This is a genomic window from Bifidobacterium animalis subsp. animalis ATCC 25527 (genome assembly GCF_000260715.1).
GTDB lineage: Bacteria > Actinomycetota > Actinomycetes > Actinomycetales > Bifidobacteriaceae > Bifidobacterium > Bifidobacterium animalis.
On record NC_017834.1, the window covers coordinates 1721662 to 1745588 of the forward strand.

At 61.8% G+C, this 23927-nt stretch carries 18 protein-coding genes and 2 pseudogenes; 4 read left to right on the plus strand and 16 right to left on the minus strand.

All coding sequences use genetic code 11. From position 1 onward, the window contains the following. The first annotated feature begins 154 nt into the window (after nucleotides 1-154). From BANAN_RS07130 to BANAN_RS07140, 3 genes are all read left to right on the plus strand, one after another. The gene (locus tag BANAN_RS07130; RefSeq protein WP_014698231.1) at nucleotides 155-634 is read left to right on the plus strand and encodes an Lrp/AsnC family transcriptional regulator; all 480 of its coding nucleotides are present in this window, start codon (nucleotides 155-157) and stop codon (nucleotides 632-634) included. 99 nt (nucleotides 635-733) lie between these two features. Then, nucleotides 734-1123, plus strand: coding sequence for a chorismate mutase (locus tag BANAN_RS07135; RefSeq protein ID WP_014698232.1), 390 nt, complete (start codon nucleotides 734-736; stop codon nucleotides 1121-1123). Nucleotides 1124-1197: 74 nt separating this feature from the next. Further along, complete coding sequence (locus BANAN_RS07140) at nucleotides 1198-3162, plus strand: hypothetical protein (RefSeq protein WP_014698233.1); 1965 nt, start codon at nucleotides 1198-1200, stop codon at nucleotides 3160-3162. 88 nt (nucleotides 3163-3250) lie between these two features. Here BANAN_RS07140 and rho read toward each other — a convergent pair whose 3' ends face one another. From rho to BANAN_RS07200, 12 genes and pseudogenes are all read right to left on the minus strand, one after another. Then, the gene (rho, locus tag BANAN_RS07145; RefSeq protein WP_041777051.1) at nucleotides 3251-5281 is read right to left on the minus strand and encodes a transcription termination factor Rho; all 2031 of its coding nucleotides are present in this window, start codon (nucleotides 5279-5281) and stop codon (nucleotides 3251-3253) included. A 195-nt stretch (nucleotides 5282-5476) separates the two neighbouring features. Further along, complete coding sequence (locus tag BANAN_RS07150; protein ID WP_014698235.1) at nucleotides 5477-7093, minus strand: NAD(P)/FAD-dependent oxidoreductase; 1617 nt, start codon at nucleotides 7091-7093, stop codon at nucleotides 5477-5479. A 175-nt stretch (nucleotides 7094-7268) separates the two neighbouring features. Then, a complete protein-coding gene (locus BANAN_RS07155; protein ID WP_004219123.1) occupies nucleotides 7269-7583 on the minus strand; it encodes a DUF2469 domain-containing protein in 315 nt (104 codons plus the stop codon). A gap of 8 nt (nucleotides 7584-7591) precedes the next feature. Next, nucleotides 7592-8638 (minus strand): GNAT family N-acetyltransferase, encoded by a 1047-nt coding sequence (locus BANAN_RS07160; RefSeq protein WP_014698236.1) that lies wholly within the window; start codon nucleotides 8636-8638, stop codon nucleotides 7592-7594. A gap of 382 nt (nucleotides 8639-9020) precedes the next feature. Further along, nucleotides 9021-10520, minus strand: a complete 1500-nt coding sequence (gene gatB / locus BANAN_RS07165; protein ID WP_014698237.1) for an Asp-tRNA(Asn)/Glu-tRNA(Gln) amidotransferase subunit GatB — start codon at nucleotides 10518-10520, stop codon at nucleotides 9021-9023. Between the two features lie 20 nt (nucleotides 10521-10540). Continuing rightward, nucleotides 10541-12085 carry an Asp-tRNA(Asn)/Glu-tRNA(Gln) amidotransferase subunit GatA gene (gatA, locus tag BANAN_RS07170; protein WP_014698238.1) on the minus strand — a complete coding sequence of 515 codons (1545 nt, stop codon included), beginning with the start codon at nucleotides 12083-12085 and terminating at the stop codon, nucleotides 10541-10543. A 1-nt stretch (nucleotide 12086) separates the two neighbouring features. Beyond that, the gene (gatC, locus tag BANAN_RS07175; protein WP_041777052.1) at nucleotides 12087-12383 is read right to left on the minus strand and encodes an Asp-tRNA(Asn)/Glu-tRNA(Gln) amidotransferase subunit GatC; all 297 of its coding nucleotides are present in this window, start codon (nucleotides 12381-12383) and stop codon (nucleotides 12087-12089) included. A 208-nt stretch (nucleotides 12384-12591) separates the two neighbouring features. Beyond that, complete coding sequence (locus BANAN_RS07180; RefSeq protein WP_237705801.1) at nucleotides 12592-13440, minus strand: ABC transporter permease; 849 nt, start codon at nucleotides 13438-13440, stop codon at nucleotides 12592-12594. Between the two features lie 8 nt (nucleotides 13441-13448). After that, nucleotides 13449-14419 (minus strand): annotated as a pseudogene (locus tag BANAN_RS08800) (ATP-binding cassette domain-containing protein). A 233-nt stretch (nucleotides 14420-14652) separates the two neighbouring features. Further along, nucleotides 14653-15027: a TrmH family RNA methyltransferase gene (locus tag BANAN_RS08805; RefSeq protein WP_371821035.1), complete on the minus strand. Its 375-nt coding sequence runs from the start codon at nucleotides 15025-15027 to the stop codon at nucleotides 14653-14655. Continuing rightward, nucleotides 15006-15462, minus strand: a pseudogene (locus BANAN_RS08810) (RNA methyltransferase); the annotation flags it as partial. The gene BANAN_RS08805 and the pseudogene BANAN_RS08810, both read right to left, overlap by 22 nt. Nucleotides 15463-15507: 45 nt before the next feature. After that, nucleotides 15508-16170, minus strand: a complete 663-nt coding sequence (locus tag BANAN_RS07200) for a type I phosphoribosyltransferase (RefSeq protein ID WP_014698244.1) — start codon at nucleotides 16168-16170, stop codon at nucleotides 15508-15510. Nucleotides 16171-16302: 132 nt separating this feature from the next. Between BANAN_RS07200 and BANAN_RS07205 the strand changes: the two genes are divergently transcribed. Then, nucleotides 16303-17709, plus strand: coding sequence for an HAD family hydrolase (locus BANAN_RS07205; RefSeq protein ID WP_014698245.1), 1407 nt, complete (start codon nucleotides 16303-16305; stop codon nucleotides 17707-17709). A 94-nt stretch (nucleotides 17710-17803) separates the two neighbouring features. On the opposite strand, the gene clpB is transcribed toward BANAN_RS07205, so the two are convergent. The 4 genes from clpB to BANAN_RS07225 all read right to left on the minus strand — a co-directional run bounded on the left by clpB (nucleotide 17804) and on the right by BANAN_RS07225 (nucleotide 23840). Continuing rightward, nucleotides 17804-20491, minus strand: a complete 2688-nt coding sequence (gene clpB / locus BANAN_RS07210) for an ATP-dependent chaperone ClpB (protein WP_014698246.1) — start codon at nucleotides 20489-20491, stop codon at nucleotides 17804-17806. 246 nt (nucleotides 20492-20737) lie between these two features. Further along, on the minus strand, nucleotides 20738-21559 hold the full coding sequence (locus BANAN_RS07215) for a fumarylacetoacetate hydrolase family protein (protein WP_014698247.1): 822 nt from the start codon (nucleotides 21557-21559) through the stop codon (nucleotides 20738-20740). A gap of 10 nt (nucleotides 21560-21569) precedes the next feature. After that, the gene (locus tag BANAN_RS07220; RefSeq protein ID WP_014698248.1) at nucleotides 21570-22088 is read right to left on the minus strand and encodes a hypothetical protein; all 519 of its coding nucleotides are present in this window, start codon (nucleotides 22086-22088) and stop codon (nucleotides 21570-21572) included. A 192-nt stretch (nucleotides 22089-22280) separates the two neighbouring features. Continuing rightward, the gene (locus BANAN_RS07225) at nucleotides 22281-23840 is read right to left on the minus strand and encodes a SpaH/EbpB family LPXTG-anchored major pilin (protein WP_014698249.1); all 1560 of its coding nucleotides are present in this window, start codon (nucleotides 23838-23840) and stop codon (nucleotides 22281-22283) included. Nucleotides 23841-23927 lie beyond the last annotated feature (87 nt).

Here is a 23927-nt window from a genome sequence, read left to right on the forward strand (position 1 = left end):
GGCGGCAACCTGCAAGAAACCATCTCCTATTCTCTGAAAATTAACGGCCATGTTATTCGTCTCGCGTATAGGCTTTGGGCGAATACAAAAAAGTTGTCGGGGTCTTAAACTCATTGATGAACATATTTTCTATCCTTTGGAAAAGAACGAGACCATGACTAGCACGCATACCACCACAGAGCGCCGTTATGTTGATGGACGCACTCTCGATGAAAAAGACAACATTATTCTCGACATTCTCGAACACAATGGCCGTGCCACACTGGCACAGCTTGCGGAGGCGGCTTCACTCTCCATCTCGGCGACGCAGTCGCGTGTACAGAAGCTCGAGAAAAACGGCGTCATCGTCGGCTACCGTGCGATCATTCACTATCCGGAACAGACCACTGGAACCATCCACGCATTCGTGTCGGTGACTCCGCTCGAATACGACGAGAACGCGAACATTCCGGAGAAACTCGAACATATCAACGGCATCGACTCATGCGACGCCGTCTCCGGATCGCAGGTGTATGTACTCACTGTCACCGTGCCCACCGTCCCGCAGCTTGAGGACCTCGTGACCGAGATCCACCGCATCGTGCCATCGAACGTGGAGACGACGATGGTGCTGCACCGCTATTTCCCGCGCTGACCCAATGCCGAAGGTGTGCGGAATGGCTCGCGCGCCGATTCCGCACGCCTTCGGTCGGTAGCCACAGCACGCTACTGTAGAAATATGAGCGAAGAACATATGGAACAAGACGCCTCGGGCGTCGACGAGACGGTGATTGATTCCGACCACGAGTGGCGCGACGAACGTACGCGCGACATCGTGAACAAGATAGCGACCCTGCGGCAGTCGATTGACAACGTGGACATGGCGATTGTCGCATTGCTCGCGGAACGCTTCAAATACACCTCTTCAGTGGGTGTGCTCAAGGCGCAGGCAGGATTCGCGCCAGCCGACTACAAGCGCGAGGAAGAGCAGATGCGCCGTCTGCGCCGACTCGCAATCGACGCGGGACTCGACCCGGAGATTGCCGAGGAATACCGCGAATTCGTGGTCACCGAAGCCAAGAAACGGCATAAGCGCATCGCCGAAACCGGCGAGGATCCGGGCGTGCTCGACATCTTCGCCTGATACTTCCCCACCACAACACCGCCGTGAGACACTCATCATCACCACACCACGCCAAACCATCTGCAGCCAAAGCCGTGCTCACTGCTGGACTCGCAGCCGCATTGTGCGCCGCGCTCACCGTGCCCGCGCTCATGAGCACGCATGCAGATCAGCCCGCCACAACGAATGTGGAGGGCCTGGCGGCCCGGTTCGCCGACGACGATCTGTTCATGGTGAACAGCGCCGCGGATTCGTCACGCCGCATGTACGCGGTGTCGCGGAACGGGACGTCGCATATGCAGCTCGACGGCTCGCTGCCGTTCACACTCGACGTCAGCTACACGCTCAACGGGCCGAATGTGCCGGTCGACAGACTGAACAACGCAAGCGGCATGGCGGGCGTGCATGTCGTGGCACGAGTGAACGACCGGGCCGGCGATGGCATACAGCAACTCGCCCGTCAGATGCGCCCGTTCGCCTTCTTTTCCATGCCGAGCGCGGTAGTGGGCGACGTCTCGGCCTCCGACGGCGTGGTCGTGCAACGCGACGGCTCCGCCATCACCGTCGCCGCGACGGCAAATCCCGGATCCACGCTTGACTTCCGCGTGTATGCCGACGCCAAACATTTCTCGATGAGCCCGGTGGCGCTTGCCGTGCTCCCGCAATCCGCGCCGACCGGCTACACTGCGCAGCTGCAGTCATTGGCTCGGAATTCGACCACCTTGGTCAATTCGATCACCGGCGAGAACAACGACGATACGAATGCGAGACTCATCGGCGAACTCGAACGATTGCGTGAGCGGGAACGCGTGCTGGCACAGCAACAGATCGCGCAGGCCGATGCCGCGCACAAACGCGCATTCCACGAATACATGGCGGCATACGTCAGCTCATATACCGCGCATCTGAGCGGTTCTGTGGGCAATTCCACCCAGTTGACGGCGCTCGTGGGCACTGCGGGCGAGCTGAACGGAGACACGCCACTGGCGCGCGCGGTCACGAATCTGGCGGGCGCGGTCAATGCGCGCAGCGACGCCTACCAGCACATTGGCGCGGCAGACGAGGTCGACTGGATCATCCGGCGCATTCGGCAACGCGGCACACAGGGTCTGGCGACCGAACTCTCCCAGCGCGCAGGCATGAACTCCCGCGACGGTGCGCAGAACTACGCGGCGGGGCAGAAACAGCTGTCAAACGCGATGATTCCGTATTCGATGGCGTATACGGATGCGTATACGGAGAATCTCAATACACTGACCGGCGGCGATGTCTCGCGCGCGCAGGCCATGGGTGCGCAGGCTATTGCGCAGACAGACGCGCAGTTCGGTTCGAACAGCACGCTCACCAGCGATCAGGCCAAGGTGGACGCGGCGATGAACGAGCTGGCACAGGCGCGCGAGCACACCGGAGCCTCGAGCGCCGACCGACAGATTGCCTTGCGGTACGCCGACCGTTTCTCAAATGCAGCTGCCAACGCCTCTGGGGCCGCGCAGAACGCTGGCTTGGGCACGCCAGTCTCCGCAATCGCATCGCAGGTGTACGACGGTTGGCTCGCACATTCGATTGGCGGGAAGATCGTCGGGGCGCGTACCAAGGCGATTGCCGATGCGCAGGCCAAGGAACGTCGCCAGCAAGGCGAAGATGCTCAGGCAGGAGCGTCACTCGTCGTGGCGTCCGATGACGATGCCGCCGCTGACGTAAGCAAATTCGCCGGCTCTGCGGCCGCTGGACTCGGTGTGAAGGGCGGCGGAGCGAAGGACGATGCCGCGCATCGCAGCAGTGATGCCGGTGGCAGCGGCACCCCGCATCGCGAGCGCGTTCCCGAAAGCGAGCGCTTGGCCACGCAGTTCGGCGTCTCCGATCTTGCCAGCGGTCTCGTGCTGCATGCTGACCCCTCACAGGTCGTTGACGAGACCGTGATCATCGGACAAGCGCAGCCGTTGCTTGAGGCGGGAGCCGCAATGAGCGGGCCATCGGGTGGCTTGGCATCGCAGTTGGCGTACGACACTGCGGACCACTGGCCGAATCTGCGTCTGCTGCTCGTGCGCCCCACACTGTGACGTCAATCTTGAGCATAACACGATTGGCCTCTGGCGACCCTTCTGGGCACGTCGGAGGCCAATCGCGTATATGAACGGGGCTATGCCGTCAGTTGTTCGAGCCGCCGTTCAGCGAGCTGTTGCCTTGCTGCACGATCGCCTTGAAGAAGTCCGCATTCGTCATCGTCTTCTTCAGGCGCGGCACGAGCGTCTGATAGGCCTGCTCAGGCTCCAGACCGCCAAGCAGGCGACGCAGGCTGTACAGCACCGGAAGTTCCTGCGGGTTCGTGATGAGCTCCTCACGGCGGGTGCCGGAAGCATTGATGTCCACAGCCGGGAACAGGCGCTTGTCGGCCAGTTCGCGACTCAGACGCAGCTCCATGTTGCCAGTGCCCTTGAACTCCTCGAAGATCACCTCGTCCATCTTCGAACCGGTCTCCACCAGGGCCGACGAGATGATGGTGAGCGAACCGCCGTTTTCGATGTTGCGGGCGGCGCCGAAGAACTTCTTCGGCGGGTAGAGCGCCTGGGCGTCCACACCACCGGAGAGGATGCGCCCTGAGGCAGGTGCCGCGATGTTGTAGGCGCGGGCGAGGCGCGTCATGGAATCGAGCAGCACCACCACATCCTGCCCCAGCTCCACCAGGCGCTTGGCGCGTTCGATGGCGAGCTCGGCAACGATTGTATGGTCGGAGGCCGGGCGGTCGAAGGTGGACGAGATGATCTCGCCCTTCACGGTGCGCTCCATGTCGGTGACCTCTTCCGGGCGTTCATCGACGAGCACGACCATGAGGTGCACCTCGGGATTATTCACGGCGATCGCATTGGCGATGTTCTGCAGCGTGATCGTCTTGCCGGCCTTCGGCGGCGAGACGATGAGGCCGCGCTGGCCCTTGCCGATTGGCGAGACGATGTCGATCAGGCGACCGATGATGCGGTTCGGCGTGGTCTCCATACGCAGGCGCTCGTCGGGGTACAACGGCGTGAGTTTGCTGAAGTTCGGGCGATCCTGTGCCTCTTCCACGCTCAGTCCGTTGATGAGCGTGATCGACTGCAACGGCATGAACTTCTGACGCTGGTTGCGGCGCTCCCCCTCATGGGGCGCGCGCGTGTAACCGCGCACGGCATCGCCTTTGCGCAGGCCGTACTTCTTGATCTGCCCCATCGACACATAGATGTCGTTCGGTCCGGGCAGGTACCCGGAAGTGCGAATGAACGCGTAGGAATCGAGCACGTCGACGATGCCGCCGACCTCCACGAGATCCTCGGTGTTCTCCTCGCGACGCTCGTTGCGGTCGTTGCGATTGTTGCGCTCATTGCGATTATTGCCACGTTCGTCGCGGGAACGGCGTTCGTTGCCCTCCTCACGCTCCTCGTAATCGCGATCGTTGCGGTTTCTGCGGTGCTGGCGGTTCTCCCTGTCGGCACGCGCATTCGAACGGTCGTTGGTGCGGCTTCCGCGCTCGGCACGGCGATGCGCATGCTCCTCGTGACGTTCGTCACCCTCGCCGTCATTCGCACTCAGCGGCAATGACGAGAGAATGTCGTCAAGATCTGGCTTGGCTTCCGCATCCGGTTCACGCACGGCCGCCGCTCCTGCACGACGTCGCGTGGGCAGTGAGTCCACGGCACCGCGACGACGGCGTGGCTGCTCACCGCCGCGCTCCGCGTGCTCGGGCAGATTCAGCGTGCTCAGCAGATGCTCGGCGGCGGACGTCTCACCATTGGTCGCAGCCTGATCCACAGATTCCATCTGACGGCGCTTCCCGCGCACGCGGCGACCGCGAATCTGAGTCATCTCCTCTTCGGCGGGCAGGACGGCATGGCCCTCCTCCTTCACCTGGGCAGGCTGTTCGGCAGCAGACTCCTCGGCTGCCTTTGGCTCGCCGGCCTTGCGCACCACGCGTCGGGCACCGGTCTTGCGAACCGGAACGGAGACTGCATCATCGTGCCCTGCGGGCTGTTCCGGCTGTGCCGGTGCCGTTTCGCTCTTCGCCGACGACTGCTTGGCGCGGGCCTCTTCGATCGCTGCCACCAAGTCGCCCTTGCGCTTCGCAGAAAGACCGCGCAAGCCAAGTTCCTTGGCGATCTCCTTGAGCTCAGGCAGCTTCATCTTACTTAAATCTTGGCTATCGGCCACGTTGTTGTACCTTCCCTAGGCCATACGCATGCCAGCGTGTTATGGCAGAAAAAGAAATTGAACCGCATACACGGGTTCGTGTGAATGAATACTCACACGGTACCTCAATATCGAGACGAAATGCGTGTGGCGCCCATGTTTATAACATGGGCGCCACACGCAAACGCAGGTATCTGCTTGTATTTTATGGAACCATCACTTGGATTCGTGATACGACTTGTCGGTGTTCACCGACCACACGTTGTTCTTCGAGGTCTTGTGGGTGCGAATGTTGTCCACCGCCTCCATCGACGTGGCCATCGAATGGTCCATGTTGTTGTAGCGGTGCTGTCCGTTGCGGCCCACACAGTACAGATTGCCGAACGAATCAAGGTATTCCACGAGCTCGGGCATCTGCTCGTAGGTGTCGAAGTAGGCCGGGTATGCCTTCTTCACACGCTCGCGGTGCGAGTCGAGCACGTCGTCCGGGCCTGCGATGACGCCCATGCGGGTGAGTTCGTGAATGGCGAACTTCGTGGCGTCCTCGTCGCTCATGTTCCAGAACTCATCGCCTTCCTCGCAGAAGTATTCGAGGCCGATCCACACCGTGTCATCCACGTCCTTCACCAGGTATGGGCTCCAATTATTGAAGATCTGCAGGCGACCAACCTTGTAGCCCGGGTCCTGCACGTAAATCCAGCAGTCCGGTACAATCGGCGGATTGCCCAGCGTCGGGATGTCGGTGGTGTTCTTGAGCTTCAAATGCTTGACCAGCAGGCCGACCGTGACGAAATCGCGGTATGGCAGGCCTTCGGCAATATGGCGCATGTCGGACGGCACAGGCTGCTGTTCGGTGTCCATGGACTCGACCAGGTCCTTCACCGGCATCGACGAGATGAACTGGTCGGCCTCGAGGGTCTCCTGCGTGCCATCGGAATGCCTCACGAGCACCGAGGCGATTCGGCCGTCGGCACCACGATTCACACCGACCACCTTGGTGCCGGTCTTCACCTTGACCCCACGGGCCTCGCAATTGTCTTTCACCGTCTCCCACAGCTGCCCCGGGCCGAGCTTGGGGTACCAGAACTCCTCGATGAGCGAAGTTTCCACCTCGCTGTTGTCGCGCTTCTTCGGCATCAGCTTCTGCACGGCATTCTTGAGCACCTCGGAGATCGAGAGGCCCTTGACGCGCTGCGAACCCCAATCCGCCGAGATCACCGAGGGGTGACGTCCCCATAGTTTCTCGGTGTAGCCTTCGAAGAACATCGAATAGAGCACGCGTCCGAACCGGTTGATGTAGAAGTTCTCCAGATTGTCTTCCGGAAGTTTGTGCACCATCGACTTCAGATATGAGAAACCGGCCTTCATGGTAATCTTCGGGCCCATCGCCTTGAGCGTATCAAGCGACAGCGAGATCGGGTAGTCGAGGAAGTGCTTGTTCCAGTAGATGCGCGAGACACGATGGCGCTTGAGCATCACTTTGTCTTCAATCTCAGGGTCCGGTCCGCCAGGCTCCAGATCATGGGTGTCGCGGCCGAGTTTCTTGTCGTCGTATGACGGAGCCCCCTGCAACGGCAGCGTCTCCTGCCACCAGTCCATGATGCGCTCGTCCTTCGAGAAGAAGCGGTGGCCACCGATGTCCATGCGGTTGCCATCGTGCTTCACGGTACGGGCGATGCCACCGAATTCCTCGGATTCCTCGAGCAGCGTCACATCATAGGCGTTCGAACCGTCCTTCACCAGCTCCCATGCTGCGGTGAGACCGGCAGGGCCTCCACCAATGATGACGACCGATTCTGGTTCGCTCGTGGTCACGATGAGATCCTCCTTCATTGAGGGTATGCATATTGCAAGGACGATCGGGGAACGCCCTGCCTGAATCATTCAAGTCAAACCGTAAAGTCGTTACCAGTCTAGTGCGTGCCATGACCTAGGCATGCGCTCATACCGTTGTGAGTGAACATCGCGGCATATGCCCGAATGGCATGCTGCGGCGCGCGAATGGTCGTCATTGCATGTCTTCGGGTATGTCGATGTCGGTCTGCTGCACCTCTTCGACGTTGACGTCCTTGAACGTCACGATGCGCACGTTCTTCACGAAACGACTGGAACGGTATACATCCCACACCCACGCGTCGGAGAGCTGCACATCGAAATACACGTCCTGTCCGGCGGACCGCACGTTGAAATCGACCTTGTTCGCTAAGTAGAAGCGTCGTTCCGTCTCCACCACGTACTTGAACAGCTTGATCACGTCACGGTACTCGCGGTACAATGCGAGCTCGGCATCGGTTTCGTAGTTGTCGAGATCTTCGGCACTCATGCTTGGGGTTACTCTTCCTGTTGAGAATCGTCGGCGTTGCGCGACGACATGCGGTCATGGCCGAGACGGCGCCACCAGGCCTTCTTCGATTTGTTGTGCTCCGCATTGTTGTACGGCCACGTGTTCTCCGACTCCACGTTGTCTTGGGCGATGCGGGCGGAGTCGGACTTCATCTTGTCGCCCATGGTCGTCTCGTCCTCGCCGACGGCACGATGCGTCTCCCCCTGTTGCGGGGAGATGGCGTCGGACAGCGCCTGCTTGCGAATTGCAGTGGAATGCTGGTGGAGCCGCAACGCCTTCTCCATGCCGGGATTCGTGGTGATCACGTGCATGCCGAAGGCGTCCATGGCACGAACCGGGTCGTACTCGTCGACCAACGTGTCAAGCACGTTGAGATCTTGGTACTTGTTGTTGGCTTCGTCCCATAAGGCGTCGCGCGAGGTGCCGGACGGCACGAACCCCAGCGACTGGTACACCGAGTAGGAACGAGTGTTCTTCTCAGGCACCGCCAACCAGATGCGGTGGAGTCCAAGGCCTTCGGGTTCGTCGGCGAACCCATATGTCATCACGCGCGGCATCGCATCACGAGAATAGCCGCGACCGCGGTATTCCTTGCCCAGAATCACCTGGATGCGGGCAGAGCGTGCCCAACCGTCGATGTCGATGAGGAAGATCATACCAATGAACTCGGTGGCGGTGTGCTCGTTGACGGTCTCATCCTCATGCTCCTCGGGAACGGTGAGCATCGCCCATGCGATGGTGCGGCGCGATTCCGGGTCACCGATGCCGGATTTCTGGGACTCGATGCCGTCGACCCACGCCTGTGAGCGGCGCACCCAGGCCTGCACGGCGGCGCGTTCCGCCACGCGGTCCTTTCCCGTCACGCCGGAGGCGTTCACGTAGGCGTCCAATGCGTCCATGGATGCCAAGTCGTCCACCGAAGCCGGTCGCAAGTACACCATCTCGCCCTGTATGCACGGGATTGTGATCTGCGATGGCAATTCACGCGAGCGTGCGGTACCTTCCCCCGAGTCTCCGTCCACTACTGCTGTCATGTCGTTTCCATCCTTGTATATGGGCATCCCCATCTTTCAACCTTTATATGTTACCCTAGCGCCTTGTCCGAGGCAACGCCCTCACTCTTGCGAACTATTTCGCCCGTCACACCGCCTCCATGCGTACAAATCTTCCGTGCCCTCCGCGTCTTCCGTATCTTCCGCTAATCTGCGTAAAAAGAGACAGATGGATGCGTCGAATCGTCCCTTTTTACGCAAGGATCGATTTACGTACATGGGGACAAACACATGCAATCAACTGTCCCCTTTTACGCAGAGATTCCCTTTCGCAGAAGACCGGGTGCAGGATGGAACGCAGAAGGCGCAGCGGAGGCCATTGAGGCCTCCGCTGCGCCTTACGGTGTCTGTAGTTGGGTGAGACTCAGCCCTTGATCTTCTCCATGACGATCTTGGTGACCGCCTTGGCATCGGCCTGACCCTTCGTGGCGCGCATGACCGCGCCGATGATGGCGCCCATCGGCTTCATGTTGCCGCTCTTGAGCTTCTCCACCACATCCGGGTTGGCCGCCATGGCCTCATCCACGGCCGTCTGCAGCATGCCATCGTCGGAGACGACCTTGAAGCCGTGCTTCTCCACGATCTCGGCAGGAGTGCCCTCGCCCTTGAGCACGAGTGCGACCGTCTGCTTGGCGAGCTTGTCGTTGAGCTTGCCCTCGGCAATGAGCTTCTCCACATCGGCCACTTCCTGGGCGTTGATCGGCAGCTCCTCGAGCGAGATGCCCTTGGCGTTCGCCTCGCGGGAGAGCTCGCCGAGCCACCACTTCTTGGCACCGGCAGGCGACGCACCGAGCTTCACCGTCTCCTCGATGAGGTCGAGGGCATCGGCGTTGATCACGTCGCGCATTTCCACATCGCTGAACTTCCACTCGGCCTTGAGGCGGTTGCGGCGCTCACGCGGCATCTCCGGCATCTCGGCCTTGAGGCGTTCGATGTGCTCCGGGGTGATGTGCAGCATCACCAGATCCGGGTCCGGGAAGTACCGGTAATCGTCGGCGTCCGACTTCACACGGCCGCCGGCGGTGGCCTGCGAGGCCTCGTCCCAGTGGCGCGTTTCCTGCAGAATCTCGCCGCCGTCGTTCAGAATGGCGGCCTGACGGCGAATCTCATACTGGATCGTACGTTCGATGCCGCGGAACGAGTTCACGTTCTTCGTTTCGGAACGGGTGCCGAATGGATCGTCGGGGGAACGGCGCAGCGAGACGTTCACGTCCGCGCGCATATTGCCCTGCTCCATGCGGGCATGCGAGATGTTGAGCGCACGCACAATGTCACGGATGGCGCGCATGTAGGCGCCTGCGATTTCCGGGCCGCGGTCGCCCACGCCGGTGATCGGCTTCGTCACGATCTCGATGAGCGGCACACCCGCGCGGTTGTAGTCGACGAGCGAATGGTCGGCACCTTCGATGCGGCCGTCGGCACCGCCCACATGCGTGTTCTTGCCGGCGTCGTCTTCAATGTGGGCGCGTTCGATCGGCACGCGGAACACGGAGCCGTCTTCGAGCTCGACGTCGAGGTAGCCCTCGCCGTTCGTCGGCTTGTCGTACTGCGAGATCTGGTAGTCACGCGGCATATCCGGGTAGAAGTAGTTCTTGCGGGAGAACTGGCTCCACTCGTTGATCTGGCAGTGCAGGGCCAGACCGAGCTTGATCGCGTAGTCCACCGCGGTGGCATTGAGCACCGGCAGCGAACCCGGCAAACCGAGGCTCACCGGCGTGAGCTCGGTATTCGGCTCGGCGCCGAACGAGATGGGTGCCGGGCAGAACAGCTTGGTGCGTGTGCTCAGCTCAACGTGGGTTTCCAAACCGATAACCGGGTCGAATTCCTTGACGGCTTCGGAATACTTCATCAACTTTTCAGCCATAATCTAACTTTCCTCCGCCTTCAGTCGTTGATCGAATCAAGCCATGGGGTCTTCAGCGACTTGAAGATCGGCCCGTTCCACTCATCTTCCAACGCGGCCTCCAATGCGGCGGCCGGCTTGTACATCACTTCGTCGCGCTGCTGCGGGGCGATGAACTGGATGCCCACCGGCAGGCCGTCGTCCGACAGGCCGGCCGGGATGCTCATGGCTGGCACGCCGGCGAGGTTGGCCGGAATGGTGGCGATGTCGTTCATGTACATGGCCAGCGGGTCATCCATTTTCTCACCGAACTTGAACGCGGTGCTCGGGCTCGTCGGGGAGACGAGCACATCGGCCTGCTTGAAGGCGTTCTTGAAGTCTTCGATGATGAGCGTGCGCACCTTCTGCGCGGAGCCGTACCATGCGTCGTAATAGCCTGCGGACAGCGCATAGGTGCCCAGGATGATGCGGCGCTTGACTTCGTCGCCGAAGCCGGCCTCACGGGTGTAGGCCATCATGTTGGCCGCCGTCTGCGCCACGTCCTTCGGGGGCATCACGCGCAGACCATAGCGCATGCCGTCGTAACGGGCGAGATTCGAGCTCACCTCCGACGGCATGATGATGTAATAGGCACCCAGAGCGTACTTGAAGCGCGGGCAGGAGACCTCGACGACCTCGGCACCCATCGCCTCGAGCTTCTTCACGGCCTCGTTGAAGCGTGCCTCGACACCGGGCTGGAAGCCTTCGCCGCCGAGCTCCTTCACCAAGCCGATCCGCATGCCCTTCAGGTCGCGGTTCATGCCCTCGCGGGCGGCTTTGGCCATGGGGCGCGGCCCCTGCGGAATCGACGTGGAGTCACGCTTGTCATGACCGCCGATGATCTCCTGCAGCAATGCGGAATCGAGCACGGTGCGCGAGACCGGGCCAATCTGGTCGAGCGAGGAGGCCATGGCTATGGCGCCGAAACGGGAGACGCCGCCATAGGTGGGCTTGACGCCAACGGTACCGGTCAATGCGCCTGGCTGGCGAATGGAGCCGCCGGTGTCGGTGCCCAGGGCCAACGGTGCCTCGAAGGCGCTCACGGCAGCCGCGGAGCCGCCGCCGGAGCCTCCGGGCACGCGCTCGACATCCCACGGATTGGCCGTGTGCTGGTAGGCGGAATGCTCAGTGGAGGAGCCCTGCGCGAACTCATCGAGGTTCGTCTTGCCCAGCAACGGCATATGCGCCGCCTTGAGCTTCTCGATCACCGTGGCATCGTACGGGGGAACCCAGCCCTCGAGAATGCGCGAGGCCGCCGTGGTCTCGATGCCCTTCGTCACGATCATGTCTTTGATGGCGATCGGCACACCGGCAAGCTCCGGCAGTTCGGCCTTCTCGGCATCCGAAAGATTGTCGAAGGCGTCGGCCTGCTCCAGCGCGGCCTCGCCGGCGACCTTGAGGAACGCCTTAATCGTGGGCTCCGCGGCGTCGATCACCTCGAGCTCGGCGTTCACCAAGTCACGGCTCGACACCTCCTTGGAACGCAACAGTTCGGCCATCTGAACGGCCGAGAGCTTCACCAGTTCGGTTGTGGCGGTATTCGTCATATCACTCCTCCCCCAGAATGCGAGGTGCCACGAACATGCCATCCTCAGCAACAGGGGCTCCGGACAGCGCCTCGGCCTGCGTCAACGGTGTCGCAGGAACGTCGGGGCGCAGGTAGGCCTCAAGCGGCACAGGGTTCGCCGTCGGCTCCACATCGGCCGTGGCGACCTCCTGCACGGAATTGATGGCGTCTGCAATGACATTGAGCTCACTTTGCATACGAGTGATTTCCTCGTCGGTGAGCGCGATTCGGGCCAGATCGCCCAAATGTACTATTTCTTCGCGTGTGAATGTAGGCATAGCCCCAACTATACGAACCAAATGTGACGAGGCCTCGACCGTTTCACTGAAAACGGTCGAGGCCCCGTATCACAGGCCTCTCCACCTCGGGAGTGCTCATTCACCTCACTTCATTCGCACATCACTTCACATCGCGCCGATCCATCACGATCACACCTGCGGCGTAGACCACCACGGCCCAGGCGAGGTAGATCAGGCCAGCCCACCCTCAACTCGGCTGGAACGGATGCGTCGCGCCCATCGACAGTTGCGCGCTCGCACTGTTCGAGAACGAGTTGGCGCCCACACCTGCGAAATAGGTGAGCGCGTTCGCCGGCAGGCAGTTATTGAGGGAGACCACGCAGGTGAACTTCTCGCCGAGCAGCTGCACCATCTGCAGCATCGACGGCACAATCATGAACAGCACGACCACGCAGAGCACGCCGCCGACGGTCGAACGGCACAGCGCACCGAAGCCCATCGACATCACCGCGCCCAACGCCATCGCCAACGGTATGCCCAGCAGCATGACCCACGGCATCGCGGCCGGCATCTCGGCATTGCCGGTGCTCACCGACGAGCCCATCATGATCGCCGCGCATCCCCACGCCAGCAGCACGCCGACGAAGGAGGCGAGGAAGGTCACGACGGCGAGTACCAGCGCCTTTGCATTCATGAACATGGTGCGGCGCGGGTTCACCGTGAGCGACGTGATAATCGACGAACTCGAGAACTCGCTCGTGAGCACCATCACGCCGAGAATACCGACGATCAGAAGCACGTTGGTCGCACCGGAGCTGACGGCCGACCACAGGTCCTCGTTGCCGAGCGGCGTGCCGCCGCCCTCCGACTCCACGAAGCCCAGCAGCCAGCCCATCATCAGACTGTTGACGGCGAAGAACACAATGGCGAGCACCAGCAGCACATAGGTGGACGTCACGCTCCACACCTTGCACCATTCCGCGCGCAATGCGCCGCCGAAGCCCAGTCTCCTGGCCTGCGCCGCACCATGGGCTGCGCCATGTGCCGCACCGGGAACCGTTCCTGACGGCATTCCCGTTGGATTCGCTGATTGCATGGCACCACTCATCGCGCCCCTCCGTTCCCCATGTTCTGCACCGGCATGTTCTGCATTGGCATGTTCTGCGGAATCTGTGCACCGGCCGCCGTCATCGGCGCGCTCACATACTGTGCATGCGCGTGCGTGAGTTCCATGTATGCCTGTTCGAGCGAGACCTGCTCGCGCATGAACCAGTACGCGACGATCTGCGAGCGCGCGAAGCCATGCGCAACGGCGGCGAAATCGGCGCCTTCGATTCTGAATGCGCGCGAGTCCGCCGGGTAGCCGTCTTCCACGGCGGTCTCCGTGATGCGCACGCTCGGCGAGTTCGCGAACATCGCCTGCATGCGCTTGGCATCGGGCGTCACCACGGAGAGCAGATCGCGCGAATGCTCCTCTACGAAATCACTCACCGTGGTCGTCTGCAAAATGCGGCCTTCGCCAATGATGACCAGATTGTCGGCCGTGAGCGCCACCTCGCTCATCAGATGCAAGCGCAGCAGCACGGCGCGCCCCTCGGCCGCGCAATTGCGGCACAGATCGCGCACCCATTTGACGCCTTCGGCGTCGAGTTCGTTCACCGGTTCATCGAGCACGAGGTTCTTCGGGTCGCCGAGCAGCGATGCGGCGATGGCGAGTCTCTGGCTCATGCCGACGAGAATCTGCCCGCCTTCGTCTTTTTCACACTGGCCAGGCCGGTGAGGTCCATCACTTCGTCGACGCGCGATTTCGAGATGTTGTTCGTATATGCGAGCGAGCACAGGTATGTGTATGCGGACCTGCTTTTCGGCGCGCATTTTGCGTCGAGCACCGCGCCCACCGATGTCATCGGGATCGCATGCTTCACATAGGGCACGCCGTCGATGAGGGTCGTGCCGGAATTCGGACGGATCAGGCCAAGCAGCACGCGCATCGTCGTGGATTTTCCGGCGCCATTGGGGCCGAGGAATCCGGTCACCTTGCCGTCGGGAGCGGTGAAGCTCACGTTGTCGAGCACTTACTTGGCGCCAAACATTTTCGTAACGCCTTGTATTTCAATCACCCGGGCACAGTATCACACCAACGCCGTCGGATGCGGCCACCTGTCCACTTTTGCCAGACACCCGCGGCTGCGAATGCCCGTGGCGTACGCCATACGCGTACCGGTGCGAACAGATAACGTCCCACTGCGCAGCGCGGGACACTGCATATGGTCAGACTGTGCAATGTGAGCAGATATACGATGACGGACTACGCAATGTGGGCATGCTGCGCGATCCACGCATGCATGGTCACGGCCGCCGCCGCACCGGCATTGATGGAGCGCACCGAGCCGAATTGGCTGATGTACACGACGTCGTCGGCCAACTCGAGCGCCTTCTTCGACAGGCCCGGTCCTTCGGCGCCGAACAGCAGCAGGCAGCGTTCGGGGAAGCGGTAGGTCTCCATGGGCACCGCGCCGTCGATGATGTCCATGGCGATCACCTTGGCGTTCTGCGCAATGTTCAGGTCGTGCCGCGCGTACACCAGTTCGCGGGCGGCATCAGCGGGACTCAGCACACCGGCCCGGGCCGCCGTCTGCGCCGTTTCGATGCGCTGGCGCGCCTCGGCACGTTCCTGTGCGATGCGCGCGTGCCAATCGTCCACGCAGGCGCGAATCGACGGGTGATGCACCACATGCTGGTACAGCTCGGTCATGAGCGCGCCCTTGCGGTTCCATTTGTGCGGACCCACGATGTGCACGCGGTTCGCCGTGAAGGCATTCGCCGTGCGCACCATTGAACCGATGTTGAAGTCGTGCGTCCAGTTCTCCACGGCCACTTCGAACATATGGCGCCCGCGGGCGTCCAAATCGGCCTTAATCGCCTCGACCGACCAGTACCGGTACCGGTCGAGCACGTTGCGGCGGTCGCCTTCGTCGAGCAACGCGGCATCGAATCTGGGGTCGTCCGGGCGCGGCTCCTGCGGGTGCTCTTCAATCCACGGCCCCACACCGACCTCACGGAATTCCGGCTCGCCGGAGGCCTTGGCCAGCACATCGATCGGATTCGGCTCATGCATGGCCCATTCCCTCCCTTTTCGGCTTCCAGTGCAGATCAGCGCAGCTCAGTGCAGCTCGGATTCCCGGAACACCTCGATGAACGGCAGTTCCGCCGTGCTGTCGTCTGCCGGATTCACCACGCGGATCACCGGATCCACCATATCCACACCGCCAATAAGCGAGGCCACGGCCACCACTTCGGCGCCCTGGGCCTCAACGATGCCGAAGTCGAGGCTCAGTTCGTTGCCGTTGCGCAATGTGACGAGCGAGGAGGTCTGCACATACGACTTCTCCGACAGCCATGCGTCGAGCAGCAGCACATGCTTGCCTTCGATGGACGGCCCTTTGATCGAAGGGAACACGAAGTCCATCACGAAACCGTTGAGGTCTTCGCCACGTGAGGCGGCCGCGTGCATCATCGCGCACACCATGGGCACGGCCGCGGCGGTCAGCGCACCCACCGCGTCGAAATCATCCACCGAATAACCGGCCTCCTCGATCGTGTCGAGCAGAATATGGCCAATCAGTGAAGCGCCATGGGAGTCGAACGTGACGTCGGACAATTCGGAGAACGGCCGATCCGCCATATGTTCGCGCAGCATACGTCTGAGCTGTTCCCGCGGCTCCATGGCGAAGAAATCCACCGCCTCCTCCCGACTGACGGTGCGGCTGGCGGTCTGATCGCTGTTCGAAACGCCGGTGGGGCGGAATCCCTGTGACTGACTCATGGCTCCAGAGTAATCCGCGAACCCGATTTCGTCACCAGATCTGCAATGCGCATGCTCATTCCCGCGACGTATGGGAATGCTCAGCGCTTCCGCGTACAGTATGGGTATACACGAAGCCGAACAGGAAGTGCCATGACTCTCAACACATTCATCGCGGTGGTCTGCGTGGTGGGGGCGATCATGCTCACCATTGCGCACATCCGCTTCTTCTTTGGCGAGGAAGCACACAAACAGCAGGGGGAGCTGTTCCACCAGCCGCCGCACGACGAGGCCGCACCCGTGTCTGCCGGCGACACGTTGCGTACACGACGGCGCGACAACGCCGCGGATCTGCGCATATTGCGCAAGCAGATCATTGTGGGCGCGGCGCTTACGCTCGTCGTGGTGATCCCGATTCTCATTCACACCTTCGCCCCGCATTGCCCGCTCGGGCCGCTCGTGGACCCATGGTGGCAGGCGGTGCTCATCACGCCGGTCATGTTCTACAGCGGCTACCCGGTGCATGTGGATGGCTGGTCGTCGCTGGTGGACCGTCGCCCGAACATGAACACGCTCGCGTCCATAGGCACGATCGCCGCCTACGCCTACGGCCTGCTCATCTGCTTTGCCGGCGACCTGTTCCCCGCGGGCATGCGCATGTCGTATTTCGCCATCGTGGGCATTATGATCACGCTGGTACTGCTGGCACGCCTCGTCTCCGATCTGTATCTGCCGCAGCAGCCGGCGTTCCCGCTGCAGTTGTGGGTGGATCGCTTCTCGTTCGTGTTCGTGCCCGTCGTGATCATGATCGCTCTGTGGACGTTCGTGGCATGGCTGTTGTTCGGCAGGCAGCCGGCGCTGCCGATGGCGCTGCTCACCGCGATCTCGGTGCTCATCATCGCCTGCCCGTGCGCGCTCGGCTGGGCGGCGACGCTTGCCGCCGTGTTCGCGAATGAGAACGCAGGCCGCCATGGTCTGCAGATTCATTCCCTTGGCTCACTGCAGATCGCCCGTCACCTGACCGACGTGCTGTTCGCGCAGGAGGCGGCATCGCGCTGCCAGGAAGACATTCGCCGACTCCAGCAGGCCGGCGTCTCCACTTCGGTCATCGATGCGGACGCCGTGGACGACGTGCTCGCCACCGTGGATTCCATGCGCAAACTCACCGTGTCGCTCGGCCAACGCCCGGTGGTGGCGTTCGTGGGCGACGGCCCGACCGATGAGCGCATTCGCCACGCCGTCGACATCACGCTCGAGGTCGGCGAGGCGAAGGAGGGCGAAGCCCATGGCCATGCGGATGTCATCGTGGATTCCCGTTCGACCGTGGCGGTGAGCGATCTGCGCAATCTCTCCCATGCGATGATGGCGAATATTCGCGAGAATCTGGTGTGGACCTTCGCGTTCAACATCATTGGCATCCCGATTGCCGCCGGCGTGCTCTACCCGTTCACCTCGTGGCTGCTCGACCCGTCGTTCGCCGCGATCGCGATGATTCTCAGCTCGCTGTGCGTGTTGGTCAACTCGCTGCGCATGCGCCGCTACAACCCGGAACGGGCGTAGTGACTCAAGGCTCGCAGATTCCCTGAAGCACGCAGAGGGCCCGCGCGGATTGCGCGGGCCTTCCCTATATCAGTCGCCATATGGGCGATTTGGATCAGGCGCCCTTCTGTTCGCCGTCATCCTTCTTGTCGTCAACCGTGATCTGGGAGTCTCCCGGGTTCGGGTCGCCTTCCATCGGGTTGTGCGTATGGTCGGTGAGTTCGAGGTGCTCACCACCGGTGTGGTCCACCAGCACGGTGTCGCCGTCCTTGATTTCGCCGGCGAGCAGCATGCGTGCCAGCTGATCGCCCACCTCGGTCTGCACCAGACGGCGCAGCGGACGCGCACCGTATGCCGGGTCGTAACCGGTGTCGGCGAGCCATTCGCGTGCCGCTTCGGTGACGTCGAGCGTGATGCGGCGGTCGGTGAGGCGCGAAGCCACCTGCTTGACCTGCAGGTCGACGATCTTACCGAGCTCCTGACGCGTGAGCGGGTGGAAGATCACCATGTCGTCGAGGCGGTTGAGGAACTCCGGACGGAACTGGCTGTGCACCGCGTTCATCACGGCGTCCTTCTTCTGCTGCTCATCTAGGTCGGGATTGACCAGGAACTGCGAGCCGAGGTTCGACGTCATGATCAGGATCGTGTTCTTGAAATCCACGGTACGGCCCTGACCATCGGTCAGGCGACCGTCGTCGAGCACCTGCAGCAGAATGTCGAAGACCTCGGAATTGGCCTTCTCCACCTCGTCGAACAGCACCACCGAATACGGACGGCGGCGCACGGCCTCGGTGAGCTGGCCGCCCTCATCGTAACCGACATAGCCCGGGGCTGCGCCGATGAGACGCGAGACCGACGACTTCTCCATGTACTCCGACATGTCGATGCGGATCATGGCCTTCTCGTCGTCGAACAGGAATTCGGCGAGCGCCTTGGCGAGCTCGGTCTTGCCCACGCCGGTCGGGCCCATGAACAGGAACGAACCGGTCGGGCGATTCGGGTCGGACAGGCCTGCACGCGAACGGCGTACGGCGTCGGAGACCGCACGGACGGCTTCTGGCTGGCCGATCACGCGCTTGTTGAGGTACTCCTCCATGTTGAGCAGCTTCTCGTTCTCGCCCTGCATGAGGCGTCCGACCGGAATGCCGGTCCATTCGGAGACGATGCCGGCCACCGAATCGGCGTCCACATGGTCGGGGACCATGGGCTCATCCTCATGGGCGAAGTCGGCTTCCTTCTCGGCCTCGTGCTCGGCTTCGGTCAGCTGCTTCTGAATGGCCGGGATCTCACCGTACAGGATGCGGCTCGCCTTCGCCAGGTCGCCTTCACGCGTGGCCTTGTCGGCCTCGACGCGCTTCTCGTCGAGCTGTGCACGCAGGTCGCCGACCTTGTTATGGCCTTCCTTCTCGGCGTTCCAACGGGCATTGAGTCCTGCGAGCTTCTCGCGGGCGTCGGCCAGTTCGCTCTGGAGTTTGGCGAGACGATCCTTGGAGGCCGGGTCCTCGGCCTTCTTCAGCTGCATCTCCTCCATTTCGAGGCGCGTCACCTTGCGCTGCAGCTCGTCGATCTCCTCGGGCTGCGAATCGAGTTCCATGCGCAGGTGCGCGGCGGCCTCATCCACCAGGTCGATGGCCTTGTCAGGCAGCTGACGACCGGTGATGTAGCGGTTCGAGAGGGTTGCGGCGGCCACGAGCGCGTCGTCGCCGATCGTCACCTTGTGGTGGGCCTCATAGCGCTGCTTCAGGCCACGCAGAATGGCGATCGTGTCCTCCACACTCGGCTCGCCCACGAACACCTGCTGGAAACGGCGTTCCAGAGCCGGATCCTTCTCGATGTTCTCACGGTATTCGTCGAGCGTGGTGGCGCCGATCAGGCGCAGCTCGCCACGGGCCAGCATTGGCTTGAGCATATTGCCCGCGTCCATCGAGCCTTCGGCCGCACCGGCACCAACGATGGTATGGATCTCGTCGATGAAGGTGATGATCTGGCCGTCGGACTGCTTGATCTCGTCAAGCACGCCCTTGAGGCGTTCCTCGAATTCGCCGCGGTACTTCGACCCGGCTACCATGGAGCCCAGGTCGAGGCTGATGAGGCGCTTGTTTTGCAGCGTGCTCGGCACGTCGCCGGCCACGATGCGCTCCGCCAGACCTTCCACGACGGCGGTCTTGCCCACGCCGGGCTCGCCGATCAGCACCGGGTTGTTCTTCGTGCGGCGGCTCAGAATTTGGATCACACGGCGGATCTCCTGATCCCTGCCGATCACCGGGTCGAGCTTGCCTTCACGCGCACGGGCCGTCAGGTCGGTGGAGAACTTCTCCAACGCCTTGTACGAGGCCTCGGCGTCCGGGCTCGTCACCTTGGCGCCGCCGCGCACGTTCGGGATGGCCGCGCGCACCTTGTCGGCCGTGATGCCGTTCTGCTCGAGAATCTTAGCCGCCTCGTTCGGGGCGGCGTCGAGAATGCCCAGCAGCAGGTGCTCGGTGGAGATGTACTCATCTCCCATGTCCTTCATTTCCTTGCTGGCATCGGCCAGCGCGGTGGTCAGCTGGCGGCTGGCCGAAGCCTGCGCGGTCGATGAGCCGGAAGCGCTCGGCAGCGAGACCAGGGCATTGCGCACCTGCGCGCCGATCGTCTGCCTGTTCGCTCCCACAGCCTCGATGAGACCACCGATGACCCCGTTCTCCTGACGCAGCAGCGAGTCAAGCAAATGCAGCGGCTCAACCTGCGGGTTGCCGGCGGCCGAGGCGCTCTGTACCGCATCACCCAAGGCCTCCTGAGCCAAAGTCGTATATTTCTGTTCCATATCATCCTCCATATTTCGCCGGGCCCGCGAATGCGTGACCCGGCGAAGTCGTTATCTGATATGTTCAACAACGGCCCGGCACGGTTATTCCCAAAACTTGAGTGATCCTGACTCAAGTTTTAGAATCTGCCCCGCAGCGTCGCTGCCGACATATGTCACTGCCATTGTGGCGCGAAACGAAGGAAGGCTACCCGCGTTATGCGGATAGCCTTCAAAAATCACAGCAAACACTCAGTTTGCGGGAAATCACTCCCCCTGCACGACCACGTTGCGCAGTTCGCCGATGCCGGCGACGCGCACAATGGCCTCATCGCCGGGCTTGAGCGTGCCCGATGCGTTCGGCGTGCCCGTCATGATCACATCGCCCGGCAACAGCGTGGAGAAGCTGGAGATGCCGGCAATCTGCTCGGCGATATTGTGGATGAGATTCGCCGTGGTGCCACTCGCCGCCGGAACATCCTCGCCGTTGAGCGTGAAGCCGATTTTGGCGTCACGCCAGTCGAACTCGTCTTTCGTCACGATCCACGGGCCGAGCGGGCACGAGGTGTCGAAGCCCTTCGCACGCGTCCACATCGGGTCGGAGCCCTGCAGGTCGCGCAGGGTCACGTCGTTGACGCAGGTGAAGCCGAGCACGTAGTCCATCGCCTTGTCCACCGGCACGTTCTTGGCGATGCGGCCCATGACCACGGCCACCTCAGGCTCGTAGTTCATGTCGTGCGAATACGTCGGGTACACAATCGGGTCGTCCGGGCCGATCACCGAGGTCGACGGCTTCGTGAAGATCACCATCTCAGCCGGCGCATGCGCTTGCGGCGACTGGTTGTGCTCATGCATGAACTGCGCATGCGCCTCGTAGTTCTTCGCCAGCCCGTACACCTTCGACGGGATGACCGGTGCGAGCAAACGCACGCCGTCTTCATCGAGCGCCACACGCTCGCCGGTCGGCGTCACTTGCTGGAGCAGGGGGTGCCCGTCGAGCACCACGAGGTAGTCCTTGCCGTCGGTGGCGTCCTTCTGCACGAAGGCATACTGCGGCGTGTCATTGCGGGAAAATCGTGCAAGTCTCATACGCCTCAGTCTACGCCCTGGTTTCACCGGACGCACCCATCGGGTCGGAACCGGCGTCGCCATGTGCCGCCGAAAGCTTCCTGAGTTCGCGCGACAGTTCGTCCACCTGGCGTTCCAGTTCGTCGATGCGCCGCACCTGCTGGGCGATCAGCACATCGCGTATATCGCCACGTGAGCCAATGGCCTGCGGCGCGAACGAGGTGTCGATATGCGTGGGGGCATGCAGATCGGCCATGACGGCATTGCCTCGCTTGCCGCGGGGCTGTTTCACCGTTGTCGCCGCCACGTTCATTTGCCTGCGCCACCGTGCGATGGCGCATTCGATGCGCTTGTAGCCAATGAGCGAGGGATCGAGCCCGGCTTCGCGGAACAGTTGGACCGGCGACTCCCCTTGCGCGTACCGCAGCACGCAATCGACCTTGAACTCCTCGGTGTAGATGATGCGATTACGCGTGGCATCCGCCACCGCAGGCAATGTTTTCAGGTACGCGACCTCTTCAACGCTGAACGCGCCGCCCCCGCTTGCCACCTTTGGCCCCCTCTCCCAGACCTTCGATCTGCTGCTTTCAATGTACCACTGCGACAATCGACACCGCAATGTCTGGCACACGCTGCATGTCGACAACATCGGCAACCGATAAGCCGGAGAAACATATGGTTGTGCCCGCCTCCTTGCACGAGGAGGCGGGCACAACCTATTCAGAGATGTTCAGTTCATCTCTCAGCCGCGAAGCTGCTGCTTCAGGCTGCGGGAACGGACCGCGATGAGCGCGCCCGCACCGCCGAGCAGCAGAGCCACGACGACGAGCATTGTGATGCCCGCGGCACCGGTCAGCGGCAGCTGGGTGATGGACTTGACGTTCTTGACAGTGATGCCACCATTGTCACCCGTCGAAGCGAGGCCGAGCGTGTTGCCGGCCTTGTCGAGCGTCACGGTATCATCGGCGCCGACCGTGATCTGGAAGGAGGGCAGCAGGTTCTGCGCATAGCCGGCAGGGGCCTTGATCTCCTCAACGGTGTAGGTACCCCCAGCGATGTTGGGGAAGGAGACCTTACCATTATCGTCAGATGTCGCAGCCAGCGGGGCCTTCTCAGCGGCAGCCCAGTTCCACTTGTTGCTGGCATACGTGCCGTACTCACCGGCAGCATTCTTGATGGCGAACTCAGCGCCCTTCAGACCAGCATCGCCGTCAACGCCGACCTTGGTGAAGGTGACATCGTGGGTCTTCACGGTAGCAGTAGCTTGAGCCGAAGAAGCATCTGGCGTGGTACCAGTGTCGAAGGCGCCCTGAGAGAGGAACGCGTCAGCCTGAACCGTGTTCGCCAGTGTGTTGGAGGTAACGACGGTGCCGAACGTCGGAGTGGCGTTGTAAGTCATGGTAAGCGTCTGACCTGCATACAGCTGGGCCTTCTGAATCTTCACAGTAAGCTTATTGTTCGCCAGAGTAACCGTATCAGGAGTCACGGTAGTCCCTTCGCCGTTAACAACCTTCACGGAATTCTTGTCGACAGCCAGACCCTGGTCCGCCGTATCGGCGAACTGGAAACCGTAGAACTTGTAGCCTGCTGCAGCGGCCGGAATCGTCGCGGTCACGGTGTAGGTGATCAGCTGACCATCATGAATATCAGTGTCGTTGACGTTCTTGGTGACATTGGTCGGAGCCATGGCGTCCGCGGACTTCGCGTTGTAGGAACCAGTGGCCAGAATGGTACCCTGTCCATCACCCTTGGGATTGACGACAAGAGTGGTGGTGGAGTTCACAGGAGTAGCGACGATGGCGGTCGCACCTTCCACAGTAGCGCCATCGGACGTATCAGTGATGGCGTACCAACCGGTAGCAAGGTTACTAATCGGCATGTTCTCACCATCGGTCTTCGGAGTCTGACCGGAACCGTCGGTAAGCGACTCAGTCAGCTTATCAGCGAACTGACGAAGCTGCTGAGCATTGAAGGTAGCCACGTAAGCAGCCGGATTATTGGTATATTCCGTCGGAATGGAAGCAGCGTCATTGGCTGCGTCCGCAGCCTTGCGCACGGTTTCTACCATGGCCGGGACCGTATCGATATCGACATAGGTTTTGCCATCAACGGTCTGGGCATTGCTGAACGTCGCAAACAGATACGGCGTGTAGGTGTGGCCCGTCTGGGCGTTATTCACGGTAATCGTGCCGGTGGATGCGATTTCGATCGGTTCCGCGTTGGCGGTGGTGGCGCCGAGGGCCAGGCCGCCGAGCATCGTCGCGGCTGCGGCGACGCCTGCGAATACTCGTTTGAGATTCATTGTTGTTTCCTTCTCTATGGTGTGCGCCGGGAGCCGCGTGGGCGGAAAGCCGTGCGGCTCCCGAACGTTGCGTGCAACGTCCCTTCA